34 protein-coding genes are annotated in these 24,075 nt (G+C 41.4%); 24 read left to right on the top strand and 10 right to left on the bottom strand.

The window, feature by feature from the left end:
• Positions 1-218: 218 nt before the first annotated feature.
• Positions 219-1,454 (top strand): helix-turn-helix domain-containing protein, encoded by a 1,236-nt coding sequence (locus LRR81_RS05480; protein WP_231788265.1) that lies wholly within the window; start codon positions 219-221, stop codon positions 1,452-1,454.
• A gap of 35 nt (positions 1,455-1,489) precedes the next feature.
• On the opposite strand, the gene LRR81_RS05475 is transcribed toward LRR81_RS05480, so the two are convergent.
• From LRR81_RS05475 to LRR81_RS05465, 3 genes are all read right to left on the bottom strand, one after another.
• Positions 1,490-2,095: a TasA family protein gene (locus LRR81_RS05475; RefSeq protein ID WP_231788264.1), complete on the bottom strand. Its 606-nt coding sequence runs from the start codon at positions 2,093-2,095 to the stop codon at positions 1,490-1,492.
• Positions 2,096-2,173: 78 nt separating this feature from the next.
• Positions 2,174-2,716: a signal peptidase I SipW gene (sipW, locus tag LRR81_RS05470; protein ID WP_231788263.1), complete on the bottom strand. Its 543-nt coding sequence runs from the start codon at positions 2,714-2,716 to the stop codon at positions 2,174-2,176.
• 30 nt (positions 2,717-2,746) lie between these two features.
• On the bottom strand, positions 2,747-3,289 hold the full coding sequence (locus LRR81_RS05465) for a hypothetical protein (RefSeq protein ID WP_231788262.1): 543 nt from the start codon (positions 3,287-3,289) through the stop codon (positions 2,747-2,749).
• 227 nt (positions 3,290-3,516) lie between these two features.
• Between LRR81_RS05465 and LRR81_RS05460 the strand changes: the two genes are divergently transcribed.
• From LRR81_RS05460 to LRR81_RS05450, 3 genes are all read left to right on the top strand, one after another.
• Positions 3,517-5,301: a M4 family metallopeptidase gene (locus LRR81_RS05460; RefSeq protein WP_408631582.1), complete on the top strand. Its 1,785-nt coding sequence runs from the start codon at positions 3,517-3,519 to the stop codon at positions 5,299-5,301.
• Between the two features lie 355 nt (positions 5,302-5,656).
• A complete protein-coding gene (locus tag LRR81_RS05455) occupies positions 5,657-6,505 on the top strand; it encodes a sialate O-acetylesterase (RefSeq protein WP_231788261.1) in 849 nt (282 codons plus the stop codon).
• Between the two features lie 143 nt (positions 6,506-6,648).
• Positions 6,649-6,987 (top strand): DUF1801 domain-containing protein, encoded by a 339-nt coding sequence (locus tag LRR81_RS05450; RefSeq protein WP_231788260.1) that lies wholly within the window; start codon positions 6,649-6,651, stop codon positions 6,985-6,987.
• Positions 6,988-7,153: 166 nt separating this feature from the next.
• Here LRR81_RS05450 and lexA read toward each other — a convergent pair whose 3' ends face one another.
• Positions 7,154-7,780 (bottom strand): transcriptional repressor LexA, encoded by a 627-nt coding sequence (lexA, locus tag LRR81_RS05445; RefSeq protein ID WP_231788259.1) that lies wholly within the window; start codon positions 7,778-7,780, stop codon positions 7,154-7,156.
• A gap of 158 nt (positions 7,781-7,938) precedes the next feature.
• Between lexA and yneA the strand changes: the two genes are divergently transcribed.
• The 6 genes from yneA to LRR81_RS05415 all read left to right on the top strand — a co-directional run bounded on the left by yneA (position 7,939) and on the right by LRR81_RS05415 (position 12,413).
• Positions 7,939-8,271, top strand: coding sequence for a cell division suppressor protein YneA (gene yneA / locus LRR81_RS05440; RefSeq protein ID WP_231788258.1), 333 nt, complete (start codon positions 7,939-7,941; stop codon positions 8,269-8,271).
• Positions 8,268-8,927: a YneB family resolvase-like protein gene (locus LRR81_RS05435; protein WP_231788257.1), complete on the top strand. Its 660-nt coding sequence runs from the start codon at positions 8,268-8,270 to the stop codon at positions 8,925-8,927. Before yneA ends, LRR81_RS05435 begins: the two co-directional genes overlap by 4 nt.
• A gap of 76 nt (positions 8,928-9,003) precedes the next feature.
• On the top strand, positions 9,004-9,231 hold the full coding sequence (locus tag LRR81_RS05430) for a DUF896 domain-containing protein (RefSeq protein WP_231788256.1): 228 nt from the start codon (positions 9,004-9,006) through the stop codon (positions 9,229-9,231).
• A 268-nt stretch (positions 9,232-9,499) separates the two neighbouring features.
• Entirely contained in the window at positions 9,500-11,500 is a 2,001-nt protein-coding gene (gene tkt, locus LRR81_RS05425; protein ID WP_231788255.1) for a transketolase, read from the top strand.
• A gap of 159 nt (positions 11,501-11,659) precedes the next feature.
• Complete coding sequence (gene sirA, locus LRR81_RS05420) at positions 11,660-12,106, top strand: sporulation inhibitor of replication protein SirA (protein WP_231788254.1); 447 nt, start codon at positions 11,660-11,662, stop codon at positions 12,104-12,106.
• A gap of 85 nt (positions 12,107-12,191) precedes the next feature.
• Positions 12,192-12,413: a YneF family protein gene (locus tag LRR81_RS05415; protein WP_231788253.1), complete on the top strand. Its 222-nt coding sequence runs from the start codon at positions 12,192-12,194 to the stop codon at positions 12,411-12,413.
• 124 nt (positions 12,414-12,537) lie between these two features.
• On the opposite strand, the gene LRR81_RS05410 is transcribed toward LRR81_RS05415, so the two are convergent.
• A complete protein-coding gene (locus tag LRR81_RS05410) occupies positions 12,538-12,699 on the bottom strand; it encodes an aspartyl-phosphate phosphatase Spo0E family protein (RefSeq protein ID WP_231788252.1) in 162 nt (53 codons plus the stop codon).
• Positions 12,700-12,910: 211 nt separating this feature from the next.
• Between LRR81_RS05410 and LRR81_RS05405 the strand changes: the two genes are divergently transcribed.
• The 3 genes from LRR81_RS05405 to LRR81_RS05395 all read left to right on the top strand — a co-directional run bounded on the left by LRR81_RS05405 (position 12,911) and on the right by LRR81_RS05395 (position 14,664).
• Positions 12,911-13,618, top strand: a complete 708-nt coding sequence (locus LRR81_RS05405; RefSeq protein WP_231788251.1) for a cytochrome c biogenesis protein CcdA — start codon at positions 12,911-12,913, stop codon at positions 13,616-13,618.
• A 106-nt stretch (positions 13,619-13,724) separates the two neighbouring features.
• Complete coding sequence (locus LRR81_RS05400) at positions 13,725-14,084, top strand: response regulator (RefSeq protein WP_231788250.1); 360 nt, start codon at positions 13,725-13,727, stop codon at positions 14,082-14,084.
• A gap of 94 nt (positions 14,085-14,178) precedes the next feature.
• Positions 14,179-14,664 (top strand): CcdC family protein, encoded by a 486-nt coding sequence (locus LRR81_RS05395; protein WP_231788249.1) that lies wholly within the window; start codon positions 14,179-14,181, stop codon positions 14,662-14,664.
• A gap of 53 nt (positions 14,665-14,717) precedes the next feature.
• Here LRR81_RS05395 and LRR81_RS05390 read toward each other — a convergent pair whose 3' ends face one another.
• Positions 14,718-15,146, bottom strand: a complete 429-nt coding sequence (locus LRR81_RS05390) for a DUF2621 family protein (RefSeq protein ID WP_231788631.1) — start codon at positions 15,144-15,146, stop codon at positions 14,718-14,720.
• A gap of 166 nt (positions 15,147-15,312) precedes the next feature.
• On the opposite strand from LRR81_RS05390, the gene LRR81_RS21190 reads away from it, so the two are divergent.
• Positions 15,313-15,447 carry a hypothetical protein gene (locus LRR81_RS21190; RefSeq protein WP_269448491.1) on the top strand — a complete coding sequence of 45 codons (135 nt, stop codon included), beginning with the start codon at positions 15,313-15,315 and terminating at the stop codon, positions 15,445-15,447.
• A gap of 24 nt (positions 15,448-15,471) precedes the next feature.
• On the opposite strand, the gene LRR81_RS21335 is transcribed toward LRR81_RS21190, so the two are convergent.
• A complete protein-coding gene (locus tag LRR81_RS21335) occupies positions 15,472-15,843 on the bottom strand; it encodes an Hsp20/alpha crystallin family protein (RefSeq protein ID WP_231788248.1) in 372 nt (123 codons plus the stop codon).
• A gap of 58 nt (positions 15,844-15,901) precedes the next feature.
• Entirely contained in the window at positions 15,902-16,048 is a 147-nt protein-coding gene (locus tag LRR81_RS05380; RefSeq protein WP_231788247.1) for a small acid-soluble spore protein P, read from the bottom strand.
• Positions 16,049-16,140: 92 nt separating this feature from the next.
• Here LRR81_RS05380 and LRR81_RS05375 point away from each other — a divergent pair, with 92 nt between their 5' ends.
• Positions 16,141-16,401: a hypothetical protein gene (locus tag LRR81_RS05375; protein WP_231788246.1), complete on the top strand. Its 261-nt coding sequence runs from the start codon at positions 16,141-16,143 to the stop codon at positions 16,399-16,401.
• A gap of 44 nt (positions 16,402-16,445) precedes the next feature.
• Here the strand turns inward: LRR81_RS05375 and sspO are convergent, their stop codons facing one another.
• Positions 16,446-16,595, bottom strand: a complete 150-nt coding sequence (gene sspO / locus LRR81_RS05370) for a small acid-soluble spore protein O (RefSeq protein ID WP_231788245.1) — start codon at positions 16,593-16,595, stop codon at positions 16,446-16,448.
• A 343-nt stretch (positions 16,596-16,938) separates the two neighbouring features.
• Here sspO and acnA point away from each other — a divergent pair, with 343 nt between their 5' ends.
• The 7 genes from acnA (at position 16,939) to LRR81_RS05335 (ending at position 22,213) form a co-directional block, all read left to right on the top strand.
• Positions 16,939-19,668, top strand: a complete 2,730-nt coding sequence (gene acnA, locus LRR81_RS05365; RefSeq protein ID WP_231788244.1) for an aconitate hydratase AcnA — start codon at positions 16,939-16,941, stop codon at positions 19,666-19,668.
• Positions 19,669-19,791: 123 nt separating this feature from the next.
• Positions 19,792-20,289, top strand: coding sequence for a TlpA family protein disulfide reductase (locus LRR81_RS05360; RefSeq protein ID WP_231788243.1), 498 nt, complete (start codon positions 19,792-19,794; stop codon positions 20,287-20,289).
• 160 nt (positions 20,290-20,449) lie between these two features.
• Positions 20,450-20,575: an FbpB family small basic protein gene (locus LRR81_RS05355; protein WP_231788242.1), complete on the top strand. Its 126-nt coding sequence runs from the start codon at positions 20,450-20,452 to the stop codon at positions 20,573-20,575.
• 71 nt (positions 20,576-20,646) lie between these two features.
• Positions 20,647-20,790 (top strand): acid-soluble spore protein N, encoded by a 144-nt coding sequence (locus tag LRR81_RS05350; protein WP_231788241.1) that lies wholly within the window; start codon positions 20,647-20,649, stop codon positions 20,788-20,790.
• A gap of 31 nt (positions 20,791-20,821) precedes the next feature.
• Positions 20,822-21,073, top strand: a complete 252-nt coding sequence (gene tlp / locus LRR81_RS05345; protein ID WP_231788240.1) for a small acid-soluble spore protein Tlp — start codon at positions 20,822-20,824, stop codon at positions 21,071-21,073.
• 416 nt (positions 21,074-21,489) lie between these two features.
• Entirely contained in the window at positions 21,490-21,912 is a 423-nt protein-coding gene (locus tag LRR81_RS05340; protein WP_231788239.1) for an acyl-CoA thioesterase, read from the top strand.
• Between the two features lies 1 nt (position 21,913).
• Positions 21,914-22,213, top strand: a complete 300-nt coding sequence (locus tag LRR81_RS05335) for a hypothetical protein (RefSeq protein WP_231788238.1) — start codon at positions 21,914-21,916, stop codon at positions 22,211-22,213.
• Between the two features lie 34 nt (positions 22,214-22,247).
• Here LRR81_RS05335 and LRR81_RS05330 read toward each other — a convergent pair whose 3' ends face one another.
• Positions 22,248-22,544 carry a HesB/YadR/YfhF family protein gene (locus LRR81_RS05330; protein ID WP_231788237.1) on the bottom strand — a complete coding sequence of 99 codons (297 nt, stop codon included), beginning with the start codon at positions 22,542-22,544 and terminating at the stop codon, positions 22,248-22,250.
• 455 nt (positions 22,545-22,999) lie between these two features.
• Between LRR81_RS05330 and LRR81_RS05325 the strand changes: the two genes are divergently transcribed.
• Both LRR81_RS05325 and LRR81_RS05320 read left to right on the top strand, forming a co-directional pair.
• Positions 23,000-23,347 carry a lmo0954 family membrane protein gene (locus LRR81_RS05325; RefSeq protein ID WP_231788236.1) on the top strand — a complete coding sequence of 116 codons (348 nt, stop codon included), beginning with the start codon at positions 23,000-23,002 and terminating at the stop codon, positions 23,345-23,347.
• Positions 23,348-23,366: 19 nt separating this feature from the next.
• Positions 23,367-24,011: a PspA/IM30 family protein gene (locus tag LRR81_RS05320; RefSeq protein WP_231788235.1), complete on the top strand. Its 645-nt coding sequence runs from the start codon at positions 23,367-23,369 to the stop codon at positions 24,009-24,011.
• Positions 24,012-24,075: the final 64 nt, after the last annotated feature.

The raw sequence follows: 24,075 nt of genomic DNA, 5'->3' as shown, positions 1-24,075 counted from the left end.
TGTTTGCTGTTTTGCCAACCTTTTTATTAATGATCCCCAAAAGTATAACAGCATTGATAAAGTTTTGCTTAACTGATGATAAGAGGGATATTTAATTAAAAGTAGTATTTAGGATTTATTCCCTAAATACTCTTTTTTTTATAAATTTAGGGAGGAAGTTGCCCGAATATGAGTAATAAATATGTAATTACAATCCACTGAGAAGAGGTCGCATAGGTATGCCAACAGGGAAAATTATAAAGTTTTACAGGGAAAAAATGGGGATGACTCAGGCTCAATTGGGTGAAGGAATTTGTACAACAACGCATGTAAGCAAGATTGAGAGAGGGAAGACAGCGTATTCAGCAGATATTATTGCTCTATTCTCCGAACGCCTTGGAATCAATATTCAAAATGAGATTCAATCCTTTGAAAACTTAAGTAAAGAGCTGGATCTGTGGCATCAGGCCATTATCATGAATCGGAAAAATGTAATGGAGAAGTTAAAGATAGAATTAGAGCAGTCTCCTTTAGTAAAATTTGCGAAATACAAGGCCTATTATCAGCTCCTGAAGGCAAGGTATTATCTCATTAACCGCAAAGAAGAACAAGTTGCAATTATTCTGGATGGAGTGAAGCAAAACTTAGCGGAGCTCAATCCATTTGAAAAAAACCTGTACTGCCACGTTTTAGGAATGTATTACCTTTACCAAAGTTCAAATGAATACCAGCATAAGGCCATCCATGTTCTAAAAAAAATTGATATAGAAGTATACAAGAACGAAGAGTATTATGTCCATCTGGCGATTGCTTATAATTGTATCAACAATCATGTGATGGCTTATCACTATGCATCTAAGGCTCTTTTATATTTTAAGAGTACCAATAATTATTTAGCGGCTATCAACGCGGAATCGCTAATGCTGGTCCAGCTGAGCATGGATGATTATCCAAATTATCCGGAGATTATTGAACGATACCAAAGCTTGATCCAGGACTGTGAATTAATTGGCGCATTTGATAAGAAAGCACCGCTTTTAAATAATGCAGGACATATCCTTTTAAATAAAAAAGAATATGCTAAAGCAAAGAAATATTTTCAGGAAGCTCTGTCCATGGATAGTGAAGGAACAGCAACCTACTTGCTAAGGCTTTATAACTATATTGACTGCTGCGTGGAAGGTGAACTCTCTACTAAGAAAACATTGATGAACAAGATAAGCAGGGGTCTGGCTCTATCAAAGCAAAGAAATAATGAATTATATACTATTCTGTTTCAATTGCTGTCTTTAAAAATAAAAGATCAACAATCAGATTTTTATGAGTACGTTGAACAAGTTGCTTTCCCCTATTTTAGTGAAAAAAAACAATTGTTACTGAAGGACCGGTATGGAAGGGTGCTTTATGAATACTATTTAGCATCCAATCAGCTGGAAAAAACCTTGCAAGTCACGGGGCATGCTGATTTGAAATAAAAAGGCTCCGCAAGATTCTGCGGAGCCCTCATGCTTTATTTAGAATCGAGTGAACCTGCCATCTGTTCCGCATTGAATTTCCAATTCACCTTCAAGGAATCTCCTTGGAACTCATTCTGGTCTTGTCCATTGTCCACAAATTCAAACAATGCAATAATTTTCTCTTTTTCACCAGGCTTTAACCCATCAGGGCGAGTATCGTTCCCTACGTAATCGTCAATGGCTGTAAGATCGGGTTTTTGGCTCTTCAGTTCATACAGGGTAGTCTCGATTACTGGCGAAGTTGCATTGGCCTGGTTATACATAATAGTGACTTTGATATGCTTGGCCAGGTCATCCTGGTTTGCGGCACCGTTAAGCTTGGCATCAATTACTGAATAATCGGTATCAAGCAGCACTTTTGAAATATCGAGAGTCCCATCATTGGCGAGGGTGAATTCGCGTTTTATCTCATCACCAGGTTTCAGATTGTCCGCATTCACGACAGCTTCGGGATCGACAGATAAATCCAATGTACCGGAAGCGAACGTATTCTGTGTATTGACACTATCGCTAAAATAAGCGTATGTACCTCCTCCGATCAATGAAAATCCAAGTGCTGCCATTATAAAACCCTTACTAGCATTCTTTGCAAAACCCATTTTTCATTTCCTCCCTTACTTCAATCTTTATTATTAATCTATGGCTTGCTGCATGCAGCTCATAGGATCAACCAGGTTTCAGACATTTTTCATTTCAAGTTTTTTAAAAGCTGCAAAGATGGTTCGGACCGAAGAGATAACAAGCAGCAGACCCGGAAGAATTAGCAGAAGAGCTGATCCGAACCGTGAATTGGCGTAGTTCATAAGATAACCCGCATAAGGTATCGTGAGATTTGTATAAAGTCCCAAGATGTTTTCTGGGCTAACATAGTCCAGGTCAGGAGCGTCGTTATTGTCACCCTTAGTCTGATAGAGCGTCTTCCCTTTGATTATTTGCATTCCTGCAATCCTGTGGGTAATTATTTTATCCTGCGATCGGAACGTAATAATTTGATCTTTATCCAAAGAAGAGGGATTAATTCCCGTTTTAATGAGGATGACGGACCCCGTCATAAATGTCGGCTCCATGGATCCGGAAAGGACAGCTTTTAGCTGATAATGAAAGAATGCTGGTGATTCTCCGGAAGCTTTGGAGATTAGAACTGTAAAGACCAGCGCGCAGAAAAGAATCATTGTAGTGGCTGTTATGATTTTCTTGGTAATCATCAAATGTTTTCTCATATACTCCTCCATGTGTTTTTTAGCCGTTTATTATGGCTTGTTTTCAGCTGCGTTCTCTAATTTTTTTGTTGGATCAGGATGTTTTCCTTGTGCTTTTTCCTTTCCCTGCTGCTGTGTGTCAATGAGGGCTAGATTGAGGCGGCTTAGAAAAGAGGGCGCCTTGCTCTTATCAACCAACTTGTTTAGAACAGCAGATCCTTCTATAACGAAACGGTATTCTTCCTTGCGCTTACTATCTTCTGTTTTTCGCTCATAGCTGTTGATTTCTTGCTGAATAGTCTGCAAATGCTCTGTCTCGAAGATTAGCCCTTTTCTTAACGCGAGCAGATCACCAGCAGACAGTAGTTCCAAGTGTGTTTGAGTTAGACTTTGGATGGCGTCAGCGTTCTTAGAAGCTTCATCCCTCAACTTATGAATGGTAGAGGGAAAGACGACAGCAGCCGTGACGGCCATGACTTGATCGTTCTGGCTTGAATAGGCGGCCTTTGTCTCACCAATGCTATGAAACGCTGTATATAAAAATAGAAGCAACAGGCTTGTAAACACTGGATGAGTGGAAAGTGGTCTTTTCATGCGACATTCAGTTCCTTTGTCTGCTTTGTTGATAACATCGTATAAGACGGAAACTGGTAAGTATATCGGGTTATTTCATTGTCGAATGGGAGTAGAATCATGAGTAGACATGTCGAAGCAGTAAGCAGGAACTTGTCCGCACTGACTTTGAATAACCCAATTGACCAATGTAGACGGAACTCACAATAATTGGAGGTGATTTACAAATTAATTGAGGGGTGATGCAAGTGAGAAGGAAGAATCAGAAGAAAAAGAAGCTTCCTGCTGTATTGGCAGCAACAATCGTATTGAGCAGTATGGCCTTGGGGACCGGATTGGTTTCTGCCCAAACTCAGGTAAAAAACACGCTGGCTAAACCGATGTCTATAACACAAACCTGGAATTCGCCAAACGGATTATCAAGGGAAGATGCTGTCTATGCTTTTCTGCAGTCCAAAATTCTTCAGCCGAAAAGTAAAGGGAAAGTTTCTGCTAACGATACAAAGGCTCATTTTAAAATCATCAGCCAGAAAAGTGATGCGAGTACAAATACCACTATTGTAAAAACAAAGCAGCAGGTGAATGGGGTCTCAGTCTATGGAGCGGAACAAACCATTGCGCTGGATAACAGCAACAATGTGAAAGCTTACTTTGGCACCATCGCCAATGAAGCCTCTCTTGAAATTGTCAATACGGATGCAGCCATCTCAAGTGATGAGGCAGTGGATAAAGTAAAAGGAAGTATTGAGGAAAAGATTGGAAAGGTCGAGGATTATGATGGCATTAAATCTGAGCTGATAATCGATCCGAATGATAACAACAGCCTTGTATATTATGTTAAGGCGTCCACAACCATGCCGGCACCTGGATATTGGCATTATTTTGTTGATGCTAAAACAGGCAATATCATCAAGAGCTTCAATACCATTCATGATACAGCATTTGATTTTAGCGATAAAAATCCGGTGCCCGCTGCGGGTCCTGCTGCGCAAACATCCGTAAAGAAAATGCCTCCAATCACAGAGCCTGCTGCAGCGCGGGGAATGGATATTTTCGGCAATCTTCAATCGCTGCAGGCTGTAAAAGATCCTGCAGATGGAACCTACTATTTGTATGATGGTACGCGGGGCAAGGGGATGCACACCTTTGATGCCATCCGCCTGGGAGAGACGCCGTTTATTCTGCTTTCTGCCCTTTTTGGCTTTACAGGATATGAAGTGACAAGCATGAAAAACTTTTTCTATGATCCGGCAGCGGTTTCCGCCCATGTGAACGCTGGCAAAGTGTACGATTACTACAAGAAGACATTCCAGCGCAACTCGCTTGACGGAAATGGAATGCAGCTTGTATCTACCGTACATATCGGAGACAAGTGGAATAATGCGGCTTGGAATGGAAAGCAGATGCTGTACGGAGATGGTGATGGCAATCAGATGATTTCCCTTTCGGGCGGCCTTGATGTGATTGGGCATGAAATGACGCATGGAGTGATAGAGAAAACAGCCAACCTTGTTTACGAAAATGAACCAGGTGCACTAAACGAATCTCTCGCTGATATCATGGGATCATTTATTGAGAACAAATCAGGAGATGATCTATGGCTGATGGGAGAGGACATCTGGACACCAAATAAACCGGGAGACGGACTGCGCTCACTGAGCGATCCTGCTTCAATAAGGCTCGGAGGGTATACAGAAGACGGCCGCTATCCGGATCATTATGATAAACGCTACCTTGGAACCCTAGATCATGGTGGCGTACACATTAACAGCAGCATTAATAACAAAGCGGCTTACCTGATTACAAACGGCGGCACCCATTATGGCGTGACTGTGACGGGAATCGGCAAAGACAAAGCACAAAAGATTTTCTACCGAACAATTACCACCTACCTGAATGCCAGCTCCGACTTCAGTCAGATGCGCCAAGCCGCCATCCAGGCTGCACGTGATCTTTACCCGGACATCAAAGGCGTTTCCTCCGCAGAAGTAAAAGCAGTTGAAGCTGCTTATACAGCAGTAGGCGTGCAATAAGATCTTATGAAAAGCACAGACTCGTTCTGTGCTTTTTTATTAGTTGCAGGCAGGCTTACTGGAATCTGTAGTTTTGTATGAAAACAAAGTGTATGATCCAATACATAGAATGAAAATAATGATTCGAAGCTGTTTATCCAAGGGATGTGGAATCAAAAAAAGCTCACATGTCACGTAGAATTAGTTACATTTAATACACGCAAGATATCATTTATGGATTCTTATTTTTTCTGCATTATCAAACTATCTGGCTATGAATAAAGTAAAAATCAACTTGACATAATAGTTTAAATAATCTATGTTTTTATCGTATTTACTCTAATTAGCCCTTTAAACAAAGGAAGAGGTTTTTATTATGAAATCCATATTATTAATCGGACAGTCAAACATGGCAGGAAGAGGATTTATTGAGGATGTATCTCCTATTTATAATGAACACATTAAAATGCTGCGAAACGGCCGTTGGCAAATGATGGCAGAGCCGCTGAATTTTGATCGTCATATATCCGGAGTTGGGCCGGCAGCCTCTTTTGCTCAGGCTTGGACAGACGATCATCCGGGAGATTCCATCGGAATTATTCCCTGTGCCGAGGGAGGGAGCTCTATTGATGAATGGGGAAACGATGGAATATTAACAAGACATGCAATTTCAGAGGCGAAATTCGCGATGGAAACAAGTGAAATAGCGGGGATTTTGTGGCATCAAGGAGAGAGCGACAGTTACGGAGAACGGTATAAGACGTATGAGGAAAAATTACTTTCACTGTTTAAGCATTTAAGAGAGGAATTAAATGAACCAGATATCCCGATTATGATCGGTGAATTGGGACATTTTCTTGGAAAGGCCGGATTTGGAAAAAGTGCAGCAGAATATAAACAAATAAACGAAATACTTTCTAAGGTTGCTCATTCCGAAAAAAATTGCTATTTTGTAACGGCAAAAGGCTTAACAGCAAATCCAGATGGCATTCATATTGACAGCATCTCTCAAAGGAAATTTGGATTAAGATACTATGAAGCTTTTTCAAAACAAAAGCATGTTTTAGATAGTCTAGAGATAGAAACTGACTGGATTGAGAAGACAGCTGACCGAGAACTAACGAAAAATGAACGTATATTTGTTCAAAGTACAAAGTTTGCCTTAGGACAAATGAGTTTTAAAGAGTTTTCTATGAGGATCTCTGCTATTAATGAAGGTAAGTAAGATAAATTATTAACCATTTAACCGAAAACAAGCGCAGGAAAATATTTTACTTAATCTACAAGAATGGTATATTAAAAGTGAATATCCAAATAAATACATTTTTCTGATGCTATAAAAAAATTTATAAAAAAGGGGAAACTTCAATGAATCATGAAGTTACTGCGTTTATTGAAAAAATGGATCCATCCTGGAAAGCCGATGTGTCAAATCAGCTGCGGCAGATGGTGCATGAATGCATTCCTGAGGCTGAAGAAAGAATTCAATATAAAAAGCCGCATTTCTTAAAAAACGGGCATTATGCCGCAGTTATTTCCCCTTCTAAAGATGCCATTGCATTTATGATTATGAACACCAGCGGAATGAAAGTGCCAAATGGATTTCAAGGCCCAGAAGAGCGAAAATGGCTAAAGATTAAAGAAGGCGACTCTCCTGATTACAAGCTGCTTTCAGAGCTCTTGAAAGAGGCCTCCAGTTCTCTTTAAATGAAAAAGAATGAAACAGCAAAAGAAGCGTGACGGCACCCGTCACGCTTCTTTTGCTGTTTCACCATCCTGTATTGAAATGCAAGGAACCTGATGCTGCCTGCTCCTTAATTTGAAAAGTGAAGTCCCTCAACAAGAAAAAACTTGTCCAAAAGCCGGACAAGTTTTAATGTACAGTGCGGTAGACGCCGATTACTTTTCCAAGTATTGAAACATTTCTTAAAATAATGGGCTCCATTGTTGAGTTTTCCGGCTGCAGGCGGATATAGTCTTTTTCTTTGAAGAACCTTTTGACTGTTGCCTCGTCTTCCTCTGTCATAGCCACCACAATATCTCCGTTGTTTGCTGTCTGCTGCTGGCGGACAAGCACAAGGTCCCTGTTGAGAATTCCTGCTTCAATCATACTGTCTCCCATTATTTCAAGCATAAAAACATGCTCATCAGGGGCTACAAAACGGTCAGGGATGGGAAAGTATTCTTCAATGTTCTCAACGGCTGTGATTGGAACGCCGGCTGTTACTTTACCTATTACAGGTACATTAATGACCGTGCTCTTTGGAATCTGATAAACCGATTCTTCCTCAAGTATTTCGATAGCCCGCGGCTTTGTCGGATCCCTTCTGATGAGGCCTTTGCTTTCAAGGCGGGAAAGATGTCCGTGAACGGTTGAACTGGATGCAAGGCCCACTGCTTCGCCAATCTCTCTTACGGAAGGCGGATAGCCTTTTTTCTTAACTTCAGTTTTGATGAACTCCAGTATATCCTGCTGTCTTCTGGACAGTTTCGTCGTCATCCCTTACACCTCTCGTCTCAAGTAATTAATGCTGATTATAGCATGTTTTTCCTGTAAATACAAACATAAGTTCGAAAAAAGAGATTGACATAGAATATTTGTTCGCATTATACTAAAAACATAAAATGCGAACAAACATTCTGAATGGGGGAAAAAAGATGTTCCGTAAAGATTCTCTTCCTTATATTTTTACTTTTATGGCATTAATGATTACGATTATATTGGCTCTTGCCTACACCGGCGGGGAAAAAAAGCTGGACGGATACGCGACTGTGAAAGTGGAGGCAGGGGATAATCTTTGGACCCTTGCTGACAGAATGCAGGATTTGCACGGTCTTTCCAAAACGGATTTTGTACAGTGGGTGCAGGATAACAATCATTTAACAACGGCTGTCATCCACCCGGGTGAATCAGTCATTATTCCTGTTAAGAAGGAGTCTCTTTCGGAAACAAAAAATATTGCATTAGATAAGCAGGTGCTAAAGGATTGAAAGCAGTGATATATTGCAGGGTCAGTACATCAAAGGCAGAGCAGGAAACCTCGCTCGACAGGCAGCGGGAAGAATTAACTGCTCTTGCAGAGGAATACAGCATGGAAGTGATCCAGGTTATTTCAGAACAGGCAAGCGGGTATGAAATTGAAAGGGACGGAATCCTTAATTTGCTGGATGCAGTCAAGCAGAAACAGGCAGATGCGGTGTTAATACAGGATGAAACCCGTATTGGGCGGGGGAATGCCAGGATGGCAATTCTTCACGTGCTGTTGAAAGAAGGCGCAGCAATCTTTACTATCTCCCACAGGGGCAAGCTGCAGCTTTCTGAAGCAGATTCAATGGTTTTGGATATTGTCAGTATTGTAGAAGAATACCAGCGGAAAATACATAACATGAAAATAAGGCGCGGCATGAAAAAAGCGGTAGAAAACGGATACCGGCCGGAGAAAAATCTGGATCACAGACAGCCCGCCGGCGGAAAAGAAAAGATTGAGGTGCCAGTGGAAGAAATCATCAGATTAAAAAAAAATAAGCTCACTTTTGCTGAAATTGCTGCAACACTGCGCGGTTTCGGCTATTCGGTTTCCAAGGCGACAGTACACAGGAGATATCAGGAAGCGATGAAAGAAATAGAGAAAGAGGAAAGCCTATAGAGTAAAACGCATGGTTTGCCATTTTACACAGTTTTTTGTAAGATGGCAATACCGAAGGATTTAAAGGAGATTTGATATGCTTTCACAAGATAAAGTAAACAGAATTAACCTGCTGGCTAAAAAATCAAAGTCAGAAGGTCTGACAGAAGCTGAAAAGGCAGAGCAAAAAAAGCTTCGCGAAGAATACCTTAAAGCTTTCAGAGGATCCATGAAAAACACGCTTAAAAATGTTACTGTCATAGATCCGGAAGGAAACGATGTTACACCGGAAAAGCTGAAAAGAGAAAAGAAAAATCTCCATTAAAGAAACACTCACTAGGGTGTTTCTTTTTTTATGGCGCTAAGCCAAGTGCAGCACTATTCAAATAAATGCTTAAAGAAGCTACAAGAGTGGTATGCCAAATATGGCCCTGTTTTAGCTGTTTGTTTAAAACGATGTATTTCCTGCGCCTTGTGAGCAGATGATACAACAAGATGATTTCGGGTAAGAAATTGTATAAGTTGTACAACCTAAGCAGAGCAGATATGATAGAAGAGTAAGCATTTTAAGATATGAAAGGAAGGTTTTTGTGATGCAAAAAATTGAGGATCTGAGTATCGCAACAATTCGAACTTTATCTATTGATGCAGTGGAAAAAGCTAATTCCGGGCATCCTGGTATGCCGATGGGATCTGCACCAATGGCTTATGAGCTTTGGACAAATTACATGAATCACAATCCTAAAAACCCGGATTGGTTTAACCGTGACCGGTTTGTTCTATCTGCAGGGCATGGTTCTATCTTGTTATACAGCCTGCTCCATTTAAGCGGCTATGAAGTCAGTATGGATGATATTAAGAGCTTCCGCCAGTGGAATTCCAAAACACCTGGGCATCCTGAGTTCAGGCATACTCCTGGAGTTGACGCCACAACAGGTCCGCTCGGACAGGGCGTTGCCATGGCAGTCGGTATGGCAATGGCTGAGAGGCACTTGGCGAGTACATATAATAAAAACGATTTTGATGTAGTGGATCATTACACCTTTGCTATTTGCGGTGATGGTGACTTGATGGAAGGCGTATCAAATGAAGCATCTTCACTCGCAGGCCATTTAAAGCTTGGAAAACTGATTGTTTTGTTTGACTCTAATGATATTTCGCTTGACGGCGATCTTGATCAGTCCCAAAGCGAAAACGTCCAGGCGAGATATGAGGCGCTGAACTGGCAGGTTATCAGGGTGGAAGACGGAAATGACCTGGGAGCCATCTCTGCTGCCATCGAAGAAGCGAAGAAAAATACTTCTCAGCCGACACTCATTGAAGTAAAAACCATTATCGGCTTCGGTTCCCCTAATAAAGCCGGCAATCATGGCGTGCATGGAGCACCGCTTGGAAGCGACGAACTGAAGCTTACAAAAGAAGCTTATAAATGGACATTTGAAGAAGATTTTTATGTCCCTGAGGAAGTATATTCTCATTTCCGCGAAACAGTTGCAGAAAAAGGAGAAAAGAAAGAGCAGGAGTGGAACGAGCTCTTTAAGAAGTATGAAAGCGAGCATCCAGAGCTTGCGAACCAGCTGAAAATGGCTATTAAGGGTGAGCTTCCAGAAGGATGGGACAGCGAATTGCCTGAGTATGAAGCAGGAAAATCGCTTGCATCACGGGCTTCCTCAGGAGAAGCCATTAACGCCATCGCTAAAAAAGTGCCGTTTTTCTTTGGCGGCGCAGCTGACCTTGCCGGGTCCAATAAAACAACCATTAAAGATGAAGGAGACTTCACTGCAGAAGATTACAGCGGGCGCAATATCTGGTTCGGCGTCAGGGAATTTGCTATGGGAGCAGCGCTGAATGGAATGGCGCTTCATGGCGGCTTAAAAGTATTCGGCGGTACATTCTTTGTATTTTCCGATTATCTGCGTCCATCCATAAGGCTTGCTGCATTGATGGGCTTGCCTGTAACATATGTCTTCACACATGACAGCATTGCAGTCGGAGAGGACGGACCGACGCATGAGCCGATTGAGCAGCTTCCATCATTAAGGGCGATGCCGAACCTTTCTGTCATCCGCCCTGGCGACGGCAATGAAACAGCAGCAGCCTGGGTGATGGCGATGCGCTCGAAATCTGTACCAACAGCTCTTGTGCTTTCAAGGCAAAACCTGCCGACTTTCGAAAAAAGCGGTGATCTTGCTTTTGAAGGAGTCGAAAAAGGGGCATATACGATTTCACCATCTCAAAAGGAAACAGCTGACGCATTGCTCCTTGCCTCAGGATCAGAAGTCGGGCTTGCGATTGAAGCCCAAAAAGAACTGCTGAAGGACGGCATTGACACAGCTGTCGTGAGCATGCCATCCTGGGATCGATTTGAACAGCAGTCTGATGAATACAAGCAGTCTGTTCTTCCGAAGGATGTTAAGAAACGTCTTGCTATTGAAGTTGCCTCTCCATTTGGCTGGGAAAGATACACCGGAGATGAAGGAGACGTTCTTGGAATTAATCATTTCGGCGCATCTGCTCCTGGAGAGAAAATTATGCAGGAATTCGGCTTTACAAAGGAAAATGTGGCAGCGCGCCTGAAAGCCTTAATCAACTAATAAGACCACTGGAAAAGGCGTTCCTTATAGGAGCGCCCTTTCTATTCAATATGCCAAAAATCGACAAAAAAAGTGAGAGCTTGTTCCGCCTTCAGACAAGAAATTTTGGGTAAGTGTATTATAATGGCAATTAACCAATTGGATGGGGCGGGGATTAGGATGAGACATTTCTTTATTTATTTAATAGAAGAAGAATTTGCAGGCCATTATTTTGGCAGAGAAGCAAAGATGTTTTCTTTTTTTAAAGAATACCAATGGACAAGCTATCAAGATCCTTCTTATTCCATAGTTAAAAAGCAAGTTGCCTATATAACGAAAGAAATACCTGTCTTTGAAATGAATCAGCTGCTGGAGATGCATCTCTGCAGCAGGCCGGAATACCAGAGAATCGGCCAAATACATAAATTAGAGCTGATGCGGAATAAAGGAAATGCCACGCTGATTGTGAAGAGTGGATTCCTTGAAATGAATGCCGCTGGAAGCGTTGAAGCTGAAACAGTTTTTTTTGAAATATTGAGAAGCTATGCCCCTTGTTTTCTGGCAATGGATTTTCAAAGTAATAAATACGGGTGGCTAAATCCCGTAAAAGAGAGAAAATTTGTCTAAAAAAGCAGAAATTAATGAGCAAATATTGTATAATATCGATTGGTTTAGTACACTGTAAAATAGACAACTTGAAGGAGGAAGTACCATGCCGTTATGGGTAGGCATTTTAGCAATTGTACTGGCGCTGCTTGCGGGCGTTGCGCTGGGCTTTTTCATTGCTCGCCGTTATATGATGACTTATTTAAAGAAAAACCCGCCGATTAATGAACAAATGCTTAAAATGATGATGATGCAAATGGGAATGAAACCATCCCAAAAGAAAATCAATCAGATGATGAAGGCAATGAACAATCAGCAGCTGAAATAAAAGCGCTGAGAAATTTATTCTCTTACATGACTATCAAAATCAAAACCATCTTTTCTTTGAAACTTCTTAGAAAAGATGGTTTTTATTATTTATAGTTTCCTATTTATGTGAAGGGCAATGCTAATCATTCACTGCAGGACAAGCATTTTTCATATTCATTCAGCAGGAGATCAAGTTCCTGGCTAAATTGAATGGCGAGTGAAGATGCCAGCCCTAGGCTTCTGACAGCGGCAATTAATTCGGCCCGCTTTTTCTCAATTTTTTCATTCATTTCTCTTTTTGACACTTTTACCTATCCTTTCTGCGGCCGCTTATGAAAATTTACTGGAAAGACTGCTGCAATGAGCATTACTATTATAATTGACAAAGGGATCTGTCTAAAAGATTTGTGTTTAAGTTGTTAGTAAACTGACATATAATTGAAACACAGAGTGACATAGGATATTTATAGGTGATTTGATAGAATAGTCAAAAAGAGGAGAGGGAGTTTTAAGGAGATGTCAGGAGGATTAAATGTTTTTTTAGCATTCGGAGCTGGATTTCTTTCTTTTATTTCTCCATGCTGCCTGCCGGTATATCCAGCATTTTTGTCTTATATAACAGGTGTTTCTGTCCATGGCCTGAAAAATGAAAAAGGCATGCTGCAAAAAAGCAGCTTTTTGCATACGCTGTTTTTTCTCCTTGGTTTTTCGCTCATTTTTATCGCTATAGGATTTGGCACCTCTTTTGTCGGCAAACTATTCCTAAGCTATCAGGACTTTATTCGGCAAATTGGCGCTATCGCAATCATTTTTCTAGGATTTGTCGTTGCAGGGGTGATTCAGCCGAAATTTATGGCAAAAGAGAGACGCGTTCAGTTCCAGAACCGCCCTGCAGGTCTCTTTGGCACCTTTGTGATCGGGCTTGGTTTTGCTGCAGGATGGACTCCTTGCACAGGACCTATATTATCAGCTGTTATACTGCTTGCGGGAAGCCATCCAGATCAAGGAATGCTCTATATGCTTGCTTATATTGCCGGATTCGCTGTTCCGTTTTTCGTCCTGTCCTTTTTCCTCGGCAAGCTGAAATGGTTCCGGACCGCTAACATCCGCCTGATGAAAGCTGGCGGCACTCTAATGATTGCAATGGGAGTCCTGTTATTTTTCAACTGGATGACAAAGATCATTATCTTCTTTTCAGAGACTACAGGGTTTACAGGATTTTAGTCCTAAATTTTTATTTATTTTGAGTCTAAAAGACTATTTTTATTGAATTTATTTGGTATAATACATACATCAGAAGCCGTTTATGAGGAGCGGAGAGGAGTCTGGCATGGCAAGAGTTCTTATTGTTGATGATGCTAAGTTTATGCGTATAACACTGTCTAACATTTTGCAGGAAGCCGGACACGAGATTGCCGGCGAAGCAGAAAACGGAGAAGAAGCGGTTGCAGAGTTTAGAAAGCTGCAGCCTGATCTTGTTACCATGGATATCACAATGCCTGAAAAAAATGGCATTGAAGCACTGAAAGAGATAAAGGCAGAATATCCAAACGCCAAAGTGATTATGTGTTCTGCCATGGGGCAGCAGAAGATGGTTGTGGATGCAATTGAAGCAGGAGCAAAGGATTTTATAGTAAAGCCTTTTGATAAAAATCGTGTTGCTGAAGCTGTACAAAGAGTAATAGGCTGATAATGAAAACCATTTCAGAGGCGGATTCTGAAATGGTTTTTTCTTCATGAAAGGTTTATAATAGGCTTATACGCGAAAAAAAAGGATGATGCAAATGGACATGGTTGTTATTTCTTCCATCGTGGCAGTTGTAATGGGCATCTTAGTTATGTTTGTCAGAATGAGAGCCTCAAAAAAGCCTGCCAGTGCGAAGAAGATTATCCTTCCTCCATTTTTTATGAGTACCGGTGCTTTGATGTACATTTTTCCACAGTTTCGTATTTCAGGGGCTGAAATCCTTGAATCGGTGATCATCGGCGCTCTTTTTTCTATTTTGCTGATTGCAACCTCTAAATTTGAAGTGCGTGACAGCGATATTTACTTAAAACGTTCTAAAGCCTTTGTTTTTGTCCTATTCGGCCTTTTATTTATCAGGATTGCCTTAAAGTCCTACCTCAGCAGTACAATTGATGTAGGGGAACTGGGAGGAATGTTTTTTCTCCTCGCCTTCAGTATGCTTCTCCCTTGGAGAATTGCGATGTACTTCTCCTACAAAAAACTTTACAGCAAGCTGCACCCGCCTAAAATTCATGTAACCTAATACAGCAAAAAAAAGCGTTCCGGCTCTGTCCGGCACGCTTTTTTGATCTGAATTTATTGGAAAAGCGCATGATAGGGAGTTTCATCAATCTGTTTTTCCTTAAGGCGTTTTCTTAAAAATTTATGGTCTCTTTTAGGAGTTGCTAAAATGTACCCCCGAATAACATGGTCCTCTGTTACCCTGGAAGCTTTTTCCTCTAAAGCGAGTTCACCGATTTTTCCTGCAATTTTCGCCCTGGCAATATCCCGAAACAGCTCAGGAACAGGTTCAACAAGAAAATCCAAAAGCGTTTTCTCTCTTTCCTGCCACAGGTGGCTGGACTTTTCAATATAGTGCTCCTGCCAATCCAATTCTGACTTTCCATCCTCTTTCGGCAAACGCTTGAGAAACTTTCTGAACATAAAAAATCCGCCGATTCCAAGCAGGCCTGCCATGAGCAAGATCCACAGCAGAATGAACCATAAAAACATTCCGCCAAGCAACATCCTTCTCACCTCATATGCTGTTGTTTTCCTTTATTATACTGGAAGTCCCTTTATTTTTTCAGAAAATATTTCAGAAGAATGAAAAATTAGAAAATCCGCTTTAATCACGAAACAATTGGACAATTGAAACATACATTTAAAAAAAGCCTTAGGAGTGGAAACTATGATTAAAAACTACTGTCCTAACTGTATGGCGTTTGTCCAAGAAGGCTCCTTTTGTGAAAAATGCGGTAAACAAGATAGCAAAACGATTGAAATCAAGCTTGAAAACCAATCCAGCGGGAAGAACAAAAAATAACCCTGGACATGATTCAGAGCAGTTTTATTTTTTATATTGGACAGGTATCGTTCTATTTGAGGGATAGCCTGAAGCTCCGTTCTTGTCAATTGTTATCTCGAGAATGCCGTCCTGCAGGCAGGCCGATATTTCTTTGTTTGCTGCCATAGGAAGAAAAACGGTTCTTTCAGATTTTTCTTCACTTACGATAAGAGTTATCCTCACTTGATCTTGTTCGGCAGCCACAGTAATCCATTCAGGAGCTGCCCCGCTCATTAAAGCTTCTATCAAATAGGAATCATGCCTTTCGTATACATCGATCCGAAAGGCATAATCATCCCAAAACCCGGTAAAAGGATCCTCAAGAAAAAGCTCCAGACCCTCCTGAAAGCTGCTTTTTCCATTTAATTCATTCACAGCGGCTGCCTCCTTTTAAAAGCTGCCGCCATTTTATTCAATTTAATGAAAAACGTTCTTAAAAATCATGTCCTGAATTATGCTTTTGTCTTGTATGATTTCTGTTTTTTACTTTTTTTGATCCGTCAAGCGGCTCAGGCTGACCAGGCTGGTGGCCTTTAGGAGCGTTTTTTCTCATATCTTTGCCAGTGTTTTTATTGGACATGCTGTTTCCTCCTTTAATGAAAAACGGGATATTTTTTCTGCATAAAAGCAACACTATCCTAATGAATCATATTTCACGAGGGAGTGACTCTTATGCCTTACCATAAAAATAAACAGCAGAGCTTTCAGGCTGCACAGCAGAGCGCAGCTGACGCGGTTGAACTGAACCATGCAGTGTCAAAGGAAGATGCTGATTACGGCTCGCAAATGAAGCATGTAAAAGAAGAGGTTAACGAAGCTTTTGCTCAAATTGATTCGGCAAGGGAAAATGCATCAGCTACCCAAAACAGCCGGCTGGATGAATTCCAGCAGGAAATTGAGACAATTGCCGATGAAATGGACAGGAACATGTAAAACGGCGAGTTTTCGCCGTTTTTTTTGTTGAAAACTTCTCTGAATTATTGATTTTTCTTCCTTTTTTTGTTGTTCTGTCTTTGTTCCGCTGTCAGCGGTTCATTTTGAAATTCTTCGTTATAGCCCGCTCCCATGCCTTGAGAGCTGGCATTATTCATACCTGGGATGACATGATTTGATTTTCTTTTCGCCATATTTTTCACGCTCCTTACGGATAATATGTTCTAAAAATGGCTTCGGCATAAGAAGAAAGATGTGGATAAAATGCTTGGCAGAATCTTAAATTTTCGTGTTTCCACTATAATGATCCTGAAGAGGTGCAAAAAAGCAATAAGGCTTGTTCAGGGGAAAAAAGCATTTTCTGCAATCATTACCGCTAGAAAATCATTATGTTGATAAGTCAAACTTATCTTCTTCAATAACATCATTGTTATTTACTTATGTATAAGGTTGTATTAAGATTAATTTGTATGCTATGCACCGGTAGATGAAACCGGTTTCGACAGCAGTCGATCAAGCTTTAAGGGGGAGAAATTTATGGCTGAACAACAACAGTTATCAAAGCATGATGTTTTTCAGGCTCGCAAAAATTTCGAGCTGAATGGAAAAACGTACAACTACTACTCACTAAAAGCATTAGAAGATGCAGGACTGGGAAACGTTACAAAGCTTCCTTATTCCATTAAGGTTCTTTTGGAATCAGTGGTTCGCCAGGTAGACGGCCGCGTTATTACGAAAGAACACGTTGAAAACCTTGCCAAATGGGGCACAGAAGGCATTAAAGAAGTGGATGTTCCATTTAAGCCTTCCAGAGTCATCCTTCAGGACTTTACAGGTGTTCCTGCAGTCGTTGACCTTGCTTCTTTAAGAAAGGCAATGGCTGATCTTGGAGGAGACCCTGACAAAATCAATCCTGAAAAAACAGTTGACCTTGTTGTTGACCACTCTGTGCAGGTTGATAAAGCTGGTACGGATGATGCTCTTCAATTCAATATGGAGCTTGAGTTCCAAAGAAATACTGAGCGCTACCAGTTCTTAAGCTGGGCGCAAAAAGCGTTTGACAACTACCGTGCTGTTCCGCCGGCAACTGGAATTGTGCATCAGGTAAACCTTGAATATCTGGCAAACGTTGTTCATTCCCAGGATGAAAACGGCGAAACAATTGCATTTCCAGATTCCCTGGTCGGTACAGATTCCCATACAACAATGATCAACGGAATTGGTGTATTAGGATGGGGTGTCGGAGGAATTGAAGCAGAAGCCGGAATGCTTGGACAGCCTTCTTACTTCCCGGTTCCTGAAGTAATCGGTGTTAAACTGACAGGAAAAATGCCTGCCGGCACTACGGCAACTGACCTTGCGCTGAAAGTTACACAAGTACTGCGCGCTAAAGGTGTTGTCGGCAAGTTTGTTGAATTCTACGGCCCAGGCGTGGCGGAGCTTCCGCTAGCAGACCGTGCAACGATTGCCAATATGGCTCCTGAATACGGTGCAACTTGCGGTTTCTTCCCGGTTGACGGCGAAACATTAAACTACCTTCGCTTAACTGGCCGTGAAGAAAGCCAAATCGATGTAGTTGAAACATACTGCAAAGAAAACAGCCTTTTCTACACACCTGACTTGGAAGATCCAACTTTTACAGATACTGTGAACATTGATCTTTCAGCTATTGAACCGAATCTTTCAGGGCCAAAGCGTCCTCAGGATTTGATTCCGCTGTCAGATATGAAAGAAACGTTCCATAATCATCTGACTGCTCCTGCAGGCAATCAGGGCTTTGGACTGGAAGCAAAAGAAATGGACAAAGAAGTTACTGTTAAGCTTGCCAATGGCAATGAAACAGTCATGAAGACAGGTGCGATTGCGATCGCCGCAATTACAAGCTGCACAAATACTTCTAACCCATACGTCCTTGTCGGCGCCGGCCTTGTTGCCCGCAACGCAGTGGAAAAGGGCATGAATGTGCCTGAGTATGTGAAAACATCTCTAGCTCCAGGATCCAAAGTTGTTACAGGCTATCTGCAAAATTCCGGACTGCTTCCTTACCTTGAAGTGCTCGGCTTTAACCTTGTAGGCTACGGCTGCACAACTTGCATCGGAAACTCTGGACCGCTTGCAGAAGAAATCGAAAAGGCTATAGCAGAAAATGACCTGCTTGTTACTTCTGTTCTTTCCGGCAACCGTAACTTTGAAGGCCGTATTCACCCGCTTGTGAAAGGCAACTATCTGGCTTCACCGCCGCTTGTTGTTGCTTATGCGCTGGCAGGTACAGTAGATATCGACCTTGCTAAAGATGCAATCGGAAAAGATAAAGACGGAAACGATGTTTTCTTCAACGACATCTGGCCTAGCCAGGAAGAAATCAAGCAGGTTGTTGCTCAAACTGTAACGCCTGAATTGTTCCGTAAAGAATACAATCGTGTATTTGAAGATAATGCACGCTGGAATGAAATCAAAACAACAGATGATGCCCTTTACAAATGGGATGCTGATTCTACGTACATTCAGAACCCGCCGTTCTTTGACGGTCTTTCTCCTGAAGCTGGAACAGTTGAACCGCTTAAAGGCCTTCGTGTTGTAGCAAAATTCGGTGATTCTGTCACAACTGACCATATTTCACCAGCAGGCGCCATCGGCAAGGATACTCCGGCAGGCCGCTATCTGCAGGAAAAAGGAGTTTCTCCAAGAGACTTCAACTCCTACGGATCACGCCGCGGAAACCATGAAGTGATGATGCGCGGAACATTCGCCAACATCCGTATCCGCAACCAGATCGCACCTGGAACTGAAGGCGGATATACAACTTACTGGCCTAAAAATGAAGTAACTTCCATTTATGATGCTTGCATGCAGTATAAAGAAGATGGAACAGGCCTTGCTGTATTTGCCGGTAAAGATTACGGCATGGGAAGCTCCCGTGACTGGGCAGCAAAAGGAACAAACCTTCTTGGCATTAAAACGGTTATTGCGGAAAGCTTTGAGCGCATTCACCGCAGCAACCTTGTATTGATGGGCGTTTTGCCGCTTCAATTCAAACAAGGCGAAAATGCGGACACTCTTGGATTGACTGGTAAAGAGACCATCGAAGTTGCAATCGATGAATCTGTCAGACCGCGTGATATCGTTAAAGTGCGTGCAACTGACGAAGCTGGCAAAGTAACTGAGTTTAATGTTCTTGTCCGTTTTGACAGTGAAGTTGAAATTGACTATTACCGTCATGGCGGTATTCTTCAAATGGTCCTTCGCGACAAACTGAAAAATAACTGATTGATTTAGAACGGCCGCTTCGGCCGTTCTTTTTTTCTGCATTGATCTCAGGAAAAAGGATATATCTAAAGGCTTGTTGAAATATAAAAATAGAGAAGAAAAAATGGCCAAGGGGGGAAACAGTTGAAAAAGTGGACAGCAATCCTGTTTATCGCAGCACTTGCAGGTGCCGCGCTATTTCAGTTACTCCTCCCAAAGGATGCCCCAGTCGGAGCGGAGGCTGGAAACAAAGCGCCTGACTTCAGTCTGCCGTCTCTTGATAAGCAGTCAGCACGGCTTGCTGATTATAAAGGCCAAAAAGTGCTGATCAATTTTTGGGCCTCCTGGTGCGGCCCCTGTCAAAAGGAAATGCCGCTTTTAAAGGAATACCAGCAGGACCATCCGGAAATTAAAGTTTTAACAATAAATGTTACTGCCAATGAACCAAGTATTGAAAACGTTAGGAATTTCTTGAAAAAAAGGGATCTGAAATTTCCAGTAGGGCTGGACTATAATGCAGAAGTTTCTGGTGACTATCAAGTGTTTTCATATCCTGTTTCTTTTTTTCTGGATGAACAAGGTACCATAAAACACATTGTTAGAGGAGAACTTTCTAAAGAAGATTTAGCCTCCAAATTTTAGTCTGAGTTTAGAAAGAAGTTAGTTATTAAACGCCTGAAACTGAAACAACAGCCAAATTAAAAAGCTCTAGTGAATGTAGTATAGACAGTTCAGAATTTGGCGAAACTGTTAGAAACTTCTGTAACTTTAGGAAAAGTGCAGAATCTAACGGAGGCCTAGCATGAGAAAGATCAAAAAACTTACTTTTGAAGAACTGGTACAAGAAAATAAAAAAGAATTGCTGAAGGATGAGGCATTCTTAAGCAAAGTGGAAGACAAAATTGAACAGCGCTTTACAGAAAAATAATGGATATGGCAAGTATCTTTGATAACAGCCCCCTATTTCGGAAAAAATAATCCGGAAAGGGGGCTGTTATTTTGACCAACTCACAAAACAAGCAAAGCACGTTTACACCAAACCATATTGGAACTAAGCCAAGGAGCTTCGGTAATAATAATGGAAAAAAAATGCAGGACACTTCAGGCAAGCATGCACAGGTTATGCAGACTAAAGGGGAATAGCTACTACAATTTCTATTAGGGGGAGCTCATTATGAATAAACAAAACAAACCAAATCCGGACAACAGAACGGACAACGTGGAAAAGCTGCAGGATATGGTCCAAAATACGATCATGAACATTGAAAAATCGCATGAAACCATGCAATGTTCAACAGAGGAAGAACGGGAAGCCATTATGGCGAAAAATGCACGTCGGGAGGATTCTCTTGCAGCCATGAGGTCTGAAATTAAAGACGAAGCGCATGCCCGTGAAACAGGCTACAGAGAAGACGAACAGCGTTAAATATCCAGGCCGGCCATCTGGCCGGCCTGGATTTTGTTTAGAATATCGCGGATTGAGCGTTTGGCCAGTTGCATAGCTGTTTTCGCCCGTAAAAAATGAAAAATGGACAGTAAAGGCAGGATTTTCGCCAATAAACTGACTAAACCCGCCAGTAAATTATTCATTGTGGACAGTAAAGCATTTTTTTGGTTAGGGTTCGCGATGAAAAAGCATTAATTTTCTTTCAAAACAGCAATACCCGTAAAAATAATGCAGCAAAAAGAGAAGTAAGACCACAAAATGAACATATAATATAATTATGTAAACAAAAAATATGTTATACTGCGCATTCTCTGCACAAGACGCGAGCAGTCAAAACAGAGCAGAATATATGATATGATTAATGCAGTAAGCTAGTACATGAAGGAGAGAGAAACATGTTTATTTCAAAAAAAGAAATAGAAGTGCGCTACGCGGAAACGGACCAGATGGGTGTGGTCTATCATGCCAATTATGTGATCTGGCTTGAAGTGGGAAGAACACAGCTGATCAGTGATCTTGGATTTTCCTATGCGGGAATGGAGGAGGAAGGGATTCTGTCTCCTGTTGTTGATTTGGATATAAAATATAAAAAACCGATGAAATTTGGAGAAACAGCTGTTATACATACTTGGGTTGAGGAATATACGGGCGTGAGGGTAAAATACGGCTATGAGATTTTGGCTCCATCAGGTGAAACAGCAGCAACTGCTTTTTCCACTCATGTTTGTGTGAAAAAAGACACATTCAAGCCGATTCAGTTCAAAAAACATTATCCGGAATGGCACCGGGCCTATGAAGAGGCAAAAAAGAGGGATTAACATGGCTTTCGGCATTACAAGAGCAGAATTGAACGAGTGGAAACAGAAAGTTTCCAGAGGGGAACTGGCTTTTTTGACTCATTACTGGCTTGATGACCGTTTTCCTAACGCACATTCTGTAACAAAAGCAGGGTGCAGTGATACAGCTAAGCTGATCGACTGGGGAGAGCAGTACGGATTAAAAGCAGAGTGGATTGATGCAAGAAGCAGCTATCCGCATTTTGATTTATTAGGTGATAAACAAATTGAAATATTGCATGATAATGGCTTAAAAGAACATATAAAGCGTTTCAAAATATAAAACCGCACTGAAGTTCCAGTGCGGTTTTTTCGTATTAGTTTCTTTCTATGTAGGAAAATTCAGGCTCTGCTGTTTTCTCTTCCATCAGAATCGTCAAGTCATGATCCCGAAAATACCAGCTGTCGCTTTCCTCAATATAAAAGGTTATGCCGCTCTTTTCAGCTGCTGCTGCGGCTTCGTCAGGAATGCCTGGCATGACTCCAAGAGAAAAGCCGCTGTGAATCACACTGTTTCCTCCGTAACGGACAAAAAAGCGGAGAGCATCACCTTCACCAAGATCCAGTTCATTTTTGTACCAGGCAGCTGCTTCATCACTGACTGTGAGTTTCATCAGGCATCACTTCCCATCACTTTTCTTTTATTATAAGCGCCGGTTCTCAAACAAGCAAAGAAGACGATAATTTATTCTAAAAAAACCATGTTCCAAAAGAACATGAATAACCTAAAACCAAAAATTGACAATAATCCGTTATCAAATTTTAATAAAACTATGTTCTAAATAAACAATTATTTCTATAAAAAATTATTCTGATGAAGAGACCAAGAAAAGCTGGTTAGTACCCTTTTTTTAAAAATTTGCAGCCAGATTGCAAAGCTGATTCCTGATGAAAAAAACCCAATAAATTCTAATTACACTATGTTCTAAATAACCTACTTAAAAACCAAAAATCGTAATAAGACTTACACTGACTAAGCCTCTGGTCTTACTGCAAAATATAGCTGCAGCTCATTATGAATGATTTAGTAACAGGCTAAGATAAAGACATGGAAGGGAGGAAAATAAAAATGAAAAAAGCAGGTTTGGTGCTGCTGGGGATTACAGGAGCAGTGCTGCTCTTGGCAAACGCAGGGCATATGATTGGAATGGCCATCAGCCTCGTGCTCATGTATTTTGCAGTAAGAGGATTTTTAAGGGCAAATTCAGGCGGAAAGAAAGTACTGTGGGGGGCTCTCGTGCTTGTCGCTTTACTGTCAGCTGCAGCGAACATCCCGGCACTCCTGGGAGTTGCAGCACTATGTTTACTCTATTTTGTGATGAAATCGTGGAAAACTGAGAAAAAAGAAAATGTCACTAAAAAACAGGACCCATTTACAAGCTTTGAAAAGCAATGGGAAGAATTGAAAAGAAAATAATACAAAAGGAGAGATTATGATGGGAAACCTTTTTCACCGCATCAGGCAAACCGTTGAGGCTGACTTGCAGGAGCTATTTGATTCTAAAGAAAAGGATCACCCGATTGCTTTGTTGAATCATTATTTGCGAGAATGTGAGATTGAAACGGAAAGAGTTAGAAAATTGGTGGACAGACAAGCGCTTTTAAAAGAAGAATTAATGAAAGAGCTCAGCAGTGCAAGTGAGCTTGCAGCAAAAAGAAAGCATCAGGCATCAGTGGCATCCCAGGCTGGTGAAATGGAGCTCTATGAATTCGCTGCAAAAGAACAGGGCATTTATGAAGAAAGAGCAGCGAGGCTTATGAAAAGCTCTGAGCAAGCAGCAGAAAGTCTGCAAAATCTTGAGTACAAATACGAAGAGATGAAGCATAAACTAAAGGACATGCAGATTCGGCGCATGGAGCTGATGGGGAAGGAAAATGAGGCAAGGGCAAATCACCGCATGGAGAGAGTCTTTAATGAGGGACAATCTTACACGGGTGAAGTCAGCCGCTTTGAGGAAATGGAAAAGTATTTGCACCAGCTTGAGCAGAAAGCAAATAATGATTATCTCCGAAGCACAATAGATGAAAAGATTGTCATATTAGAAAATGAACTCAAAAATAGGGATGCAAAACAAGAGTAAGAATATGGTATTCTAAGAAGGCCCGGAATTCACAATGCCTTCTTAGAATTTTTTTAATAAGACC

It is taken from the genome of Metabacillus kandeliae (assembly GCF_021166585.1).
Taxonomy (GTDB): domain Bacteria; phylum Bacillota; class Bacilli; order Bacillales; family Bacillaceae; genus Metabacillus_B; species Metabacillus_B kandeliae.
This window is presented reverse-complemented; position numbering and strand designations above follow the sequence as displayed.

Bases quoted from the DNA above. Each gene is read 5' to 3' on its own strand.
- LRR81_RS05480 (WP_231788265.1), top strand. From the start codon at position 219: ATGCCAACAGGGAAAATTATAAAGTTTTACAGGGAAAAAATGGGGATG.
- LRR81_RS05475 (WP_231788264.1), bottom strand. From the start codon at position 2,095: ATGGGTTTTGCAAAGAATGCTAGTAAGGGTTTTATAATGGCAGCACTT.
- sipW (WP_231788263.1), bottom strand. From the start codon at position 2,716: ATGAGAAAACATTTGATGATTACCAAGAAAATCATAACAGCCACTACA.
- LRR81_RS05465 (WP_231788262.1), bottom strand. From the start codon at position 3,289: ATGAAAAGACCACTTTCCACTCATCCAGTGTTTACAAGCCTGTTGCTT.
- LRR81_RS05455 (WP_231788261.1), top strand. From the start codon at position 5,657: ATGAAATCCATATTATTAATCGGACAGTCAAACATGGCAGGAAGAGGA.
- LRR81_RS05450 (WP_231788260.1), top strand. From the start codon at position 6,649: ATGAATCATGAAGTTACTGCGTTTATTGAAAAAATGGATCCATCCTGG.
- lexA (WP_231788259.1), bottom strand. From the start codon at position 7,780: ATGACGACGAAACTGTCCAGAAGACAGCAGGATATACTGGAGTTCATC.
- yneA (WP_231788258.1), top strand. From the start codon at position 7,939: ATGTTCCGTAAAGATTCTCTTCCTTATATTTTTACTTTTATGGCATTA.
- LRR81_RS05430 (WP_231788256.1), top strand. From the start codon at position 9,004: ATGCTTTCACAAGATAAAGTAAACAGAATTAACCTGCTGGCTAAAAAA.
- tkt (WP_231788255.1), top strand. From the start codon at position 9,500: ATGCAAAAAATTGAGGATCTGAGTATCGCAACAATTCGAACTTTATCT.
- sirA (WP_231788254.1), top strand. From the start codon at position 11,660: ATGAGACATTTCTTTATTTATTTAATAGAAGAAGAATTTGCAGGCCAT.
- LRR81_RS05415 (WP_231788253.1), top strand. From the start codon at position 12,192: ATGCCGTTATGGGTAGGCATTTTAGCAATTGTACTGGCGCTGCTTGCG.
- LRR81_RS05405 (WP_231788251.1), top strand. From the start codon at position 12,911: ATGTCAGGAGGATTAAATGTTTTTTTAGCATTCGGAGCTGGATTTCTT.
- LRR81_RS05400 (WP_231788250.1), top strand. From the start codon at position 13,725: ATGGCAAGAGTTCTTATTGTTGATGATGCTAAGTTTATGCGTATAACA.
- LRR81_RS05395 (WP_231788249.1), top strand. From the start codon at position 14,179: ATGGACATGGTTGTTATTTCTTCCATCGTGGCAGTTGTAATGGGCATC.
- LRR81_RS21190 (WP_269448491.1), top strand. From the start codon at position 15,313: ATGATTAAAAACTACTGTCCTAACTGTATGGCGTTTGTCCAAGAAGGC.
- LRR81_RS05380 (WP_231788247.1), bottom strand. From the start codon at position 16,048: ATGTCCAATAAAAACACTGGCAAAGATATGAGAAAAAACGCTCCTAAA.
- LRR81_RS05375 (WP_231788246.1), top strand. From the start codon at position 16,141: ATGCCTTACCATAAAAATAAACAGCAGAGCTTTCAGGCTGCACAGCAG.
- sspO (WP_231788245.1), bottom strand. From the start codon at position 16,595: ATGGCGAAAAGAAAATCAAATCATGTCATCCCAGGTATGAATAATGCC.
- acnA (WP_231788244.1), top strand. From the start codon at position 16,939: ATGGCTGAACAACAACAGTTATCAAAGCATGATGTTTTTCAGGCTCGC.
- LRR81_RS05355 (WP_231788242.1), top strand. From the start codon at position 20,450: ATGAGAAAGATCAAAAAACTTACTTTTGAAGAACTGGTACAAGAAAAT.
- tlp (WP_231788240.1), top strand. From the start codon at position 20,822: ATGAATAAACAAAACAAACCAAATCCGGACAACAGAACGGACAACGTG.
- LRR81_RS05340 (WP_231788239.1), top strand. From the start codon at position 21,490: ATGTTTATTTCAAAAAAAGAAATAGAAGTGCGCTACGCGGAAACGGAC.
- LRR81_RS05335 (WP_231788238.1), top strand. From the start codon at position 21,914: ATGGCTTTCGGCATTACAAGAGCAGAATTGAACGAGTGGAAACAGAAA.
- LRR81_RS05330 (WP_231788237.1), bottom strand. From the start codon at position 22,544: ATGAAACTCACAGTCAGTGATGAAGCAGCTGCCTGGTACAAAAATGAA.
- LRR81_RS05325 (WP_231788236.1), top strand. From the start codon at position 23,000: ATGAAAAAAGCAGGTTTGGTGCTGCTGGGGATTACAGGAGCAGTGCTG.
- LRR81_RS05320 (WP_231788235.1), top strand. From the start codon at position 23,367: ATGGGAAACCTTTTTCACCGCATCAGGCAAACCGTTGAGGCTGACTTG.